This window comes from Bacillus sp. JJ722 (assembly GCF_036963345.1).
Classification (GTDB): Bacteria; Bacillota; Bacilli; order Bacillales; family DSM-1321; genus Bacillus_AD.
Genome location: NZ_JBALMO010000182.1, coordinates 1 through 3,941, shown reverse-complemented (window position 1 = coordinate 3,941; position 3,941 = coordinate 1). Strand labels below are relative to the sequence as shown.

2 protein-coding genes are annotated in these 3,941 nt (G+C 35.2%); one reads left to right on the top strand and one right to left on the bottom strand.

Annotated features, from left to right (window positions below):
- A partial coding sequence (locus V7014_RS19875) for an AraC family transcriptional regulator (RefSeq protein ID WP_335509583.1) occupies positions 1-1,115 on the bottom strand: 1,115 nt, incomplete at its 3' end.
- Between the two features lie 182 nt (positions 1,116-1,297).
- Between V7014_RS19875 and V7014_RS19870 the strand changes: the two genes are divergently transcribed.
- The gene (locus V7014_RS19870; protein ID WP_335509582.1) at positions 1,298-3,568 is read left to right on the top strand and encodes a glycoside hydrolase family 3 C-terminal domain-containing protein; all 2,271 of its coding nucleotides are present in this window, start codon (positions 1,298-1,300) and stop codon (positions 3,566-3,568) included.
- Positions 3,569-3,941: the final 373 nt, after the last annotated feature.

Below are 3,941 nucleotides of genomic sequence, written 5' to 3'. Positions count from 1 at the left end.
ATATCTGATAATGAATAGTCGGTATAGGTGATTAAATCTTTAGCTTCTTCTACCTTTGTCCTCTGGATATATTCAATTACGCTAATCCCGGTCTCTTTTTTAAAGAGCGTAGATAAATAATTTGGATGAAGTTCAGTAAGTTGTGCGAGCTTTGATAAAGGAACATCTTCATAGAGATGACTAAAGATGTAATTTTGACAAAGGCTAATTGGCTTAGAGAATTTTTGTTTGTTATTTTTCCGTACCCGGTCAGTAAAATCACAAATCGCATCTTCTAAGAAGTTAAATAAATCTTTACTATTCTTTATTTCTTCAATGTTTTGTATAAATAAATCGCTTAGTGTATAAGCGATTTGCGGATGAAGACCGCCTTCCAAAGCAGCTCTCGTTGCCAAAGTGATCCCTGCAATCGCCAAGTTTTTTTCGCTTCGTAAATGACTCGTTTTAGATAGAATTCCCATAGTATCTTTTCGCATCATTTTTTGATATTGCATCAATTCATCTTTACGACCTTCTTTGACTGCTTGGAAAATTCTTCTCTCGTGTAAAGGATCCTGATGTAAAGGGTTATCTTGACGTCTTTGCAAAATCGTAACATTAGCATTCGTTATTTCAAGGGGTATTTTTACTAATGATTTATTTTGTTGGAGGATAGATGAGATATCTAACTTTTCATTATAAATCATGTAGTAAAAGTGCATGCTCATGTAGATGAATTGTAAGTGGCTTATTATAGGAAGTGACTGATAGTAATGAATAATATCAGTCTCGTTCTTTGAGATATTGTATTCGATAAGAAGTCCTTTTATCATTTCTTTTGTTATTTCAGTGTGAATGGATGGACCTACTATTATTGTACCTTTATATAAATTCTTATCCTTTAAGGAAATCGAAAAATAATTTTCCATGTAATTGGTTGTGACGTGCACAGGAAATTCATGTGGATTATCACAATGGAATAACTGATGCAAAAGATTCTTTTTTGATACATATAGAGAAGTATGTTTGTAATTGGAAGAAAAGTCGAATATAATTTCTCCCTCTTTATCTAAATAAAAAACAGGGACCTTAAATGATTCATACATAAGTTTACAAATGTATTCTAAATCTTTCATACGAAAACAACTCATCGTAAACCTCCTTGCTTCAAAATGTGCACTTACATGAGTGAAATTGTCTGAAAAATGATATTAAAATTATACAAAAATTATTAACAAAGTACCATAATTTCAATTTTAAAGTCATTATAATGTCTATAAGCAATCCAAAAATAAGTAAATACATTTGGAGGTTAACAATGAAAAGAGATATTAAAGCAATTATTACACAAATGACACTGGTGGAAAAAGCAAGTATTTGTTCTGGATTGGATTTCTGGAATCTAAAGGGGATTGAACGACTAGGAATCCCATCAATTATGGTGACGGATGGCCCGCATGGACTTCGTAAGCAAAAAGGAGGGGCTGACCATTTAGGTATTAATGACAGTGTTCCAGCGACTTGTTTCCCTTCTGCAGCGGGAATGGCTAGCTCTTGGAATAAAGAACTAATTGGAAAAGTAGGAGTTGCTTTAGGGGAAGAATGCCAAGCGGAAAATGTAGCTGTTCTGCTCGGACCTGGAGCAAATATCAAACGTTCACCACTTTGTGGAAGAAACTTTGAATATTTCTCTGAAGATCCCTATCTATCATCTGAAATGGCCACAAATCATATTAAAGGCGTGCAAAGCCAGGGGGTAGGAACATCTCTAAAACATTTTGCTGCCAACAATCAGGAGCACCGTCGAATGTCTTCGGACTCCATTATCGATGAGAGAACATTAAGAGAAATTTATTTAGCTAGTTTTGAAGATGCTGTTAAAAAGTCTCAGCCGTGGACAGTGATGTGTTCGTATAATAAGGTGAATGGTGAATACGCTTCGGAAAACAAATACTTGTTGAATGATATTTTAAAAGATGAGTGGGGTTTTGATGGCTTTGTTGTTTCTGACTGGGGTGCAGTGAATGAACGTGATAAGAGTTTGAACGCAGGACTCGAACTTGAAATGCCCTCTAGCTTTGGTAACGGTGATCGAAAAATTATTGAAGCATTAAAGAATGGAAAGCTTTCTGAAGAAAAGCTAGACAAGGCAGTGGAGAGAATTTTACGCATTATCTTTATGGCAGTAGATCATAAGAAAGAAAAGACTAGTTATGACAAGGATGCACACCATCAACTTGCTAGGGAAGCAGCGAGAGAAGGCATGGTTTTGTTGAAAAATAATGACCGAATTCTTCCGTTGAAAAAAGAAGGTACGATTGCCGTCATTGGAGAACTTGCGAAGAAGCCAAGATACCAAGGTGGAGGTAGCTCACATGTAAATCCGACAAAGCTTGAGAATATTTTCGAAGAAATTGAAAATACGGTTGGGGAAAATGCGAAAGTTTTATATTCTCAAGGTTACACGCTTGATAATGATGAATTGATAGCTTCGCTTATAGAAGACGCGAAGAAGGTAGCCACTCAATCAGATAAAGTAATCATTTTGGCAGGACTTCCTGACCGATATGAGTCAGAAGGCTACGATCGCAACCATTTGCGTATTCCGGAAAATCACCGTCAATTAATTGAAGCTGTAGCTGAAGTAAATCCAAACATTGTCGTTGTTTTAAGCAATGGTGCACCAATCGAGATGCCATGGCTTAATAGTGTAAAAGGCTTACTAGAAGCATACTTAGGAGGACAAGCTCTTGGGGGAGCTATCGCTGATTTAGTGTTTGGTGAGGCAAATCCAAGTGGAAAATTAGCTGAAACATTTCCGAAACAATTAAGTGATAATCCATCATTTTTAAACTTCCCTGGCGAAGGTGATAAGGTGGAGTATAAGGAAGGCATTTTTGTCGGATACAGATATTATGACACTAAAAATATTGAACCGTTATACCCGTTTGGCTACGGACTAAGCTATACAAATTTTGAGTATAGCAATCTTGCAGTGAATAAAAAAGATATTAAAGATTTCGAAAATGTTACGGTTACTGTCAATATTAAAAATACCGGCGAAATCGCAGGCAAAGAAATAGTTCAGCTATATGTGAGAGATGAAGAAACGAGTGTCATAAGACCTGAAAAAGAGCTGAAAGGGTTTGAAAAAGTATACTTGCAACCGGGAGAAGAAAAAAGTGTAACCTTTACTTTAAATAAACGTTCCTTTGCTTACTATAATGTCGAATTACAAGATTGGCATGTTGAAACAGGTAAATTTGAAATTTTAATCGGAAAATCTTCGAAAGAAATTGTTTTGAAGGAAAACATCTTCGTTCAATCTACAGTTTCCATTAGAAAGCCAGTTCACCGAAATACGTTACTAGGTGATTTACTGGCAGATCAAGAACGTGCACTATTAATCCAAGAGTTGTTTGCTAAAAACAGCCCATTCTCTAATATCCAACAAGATGAAGTCGATACATCAGAAATGATGGAGGCAATGATGAAATATTTGCCGCTTCGTGCTATGGTGAACTTTAGCATGGGTAACTTTAGTGAGGAAATGCTTGAGGAAATGATTAAACAATTAAATGAATTATAAGAAACTAACTACGGATTTACCAGTGGTTGTATATATACGAAAAAAAGGCTGTCATTTTGGCAGCCTTATTTCTATACTTACGAGTGGGGAAAGATCGTTCCAAAATGGTGATACTTGTTGTTGTCTTTCTGGTAGCTGTCATTTATGATAACAAAATATAGAATATTTAATTTATATAACCATCAAAATTCTCTTCTGTAAATAAAACCCTTGAATATTCTCTCTTTTTAGTTAAATATTATTTACTATACAATAAAAAGGAAATATTTTCTAATCTCATGTTGGAGCGAGGATGAAGAGTTTTGCAAACACAAATGGTAACAAATGAAAGAATTAAGTCGATTGATATTATTCGTGGTCTTGCAATTATGGG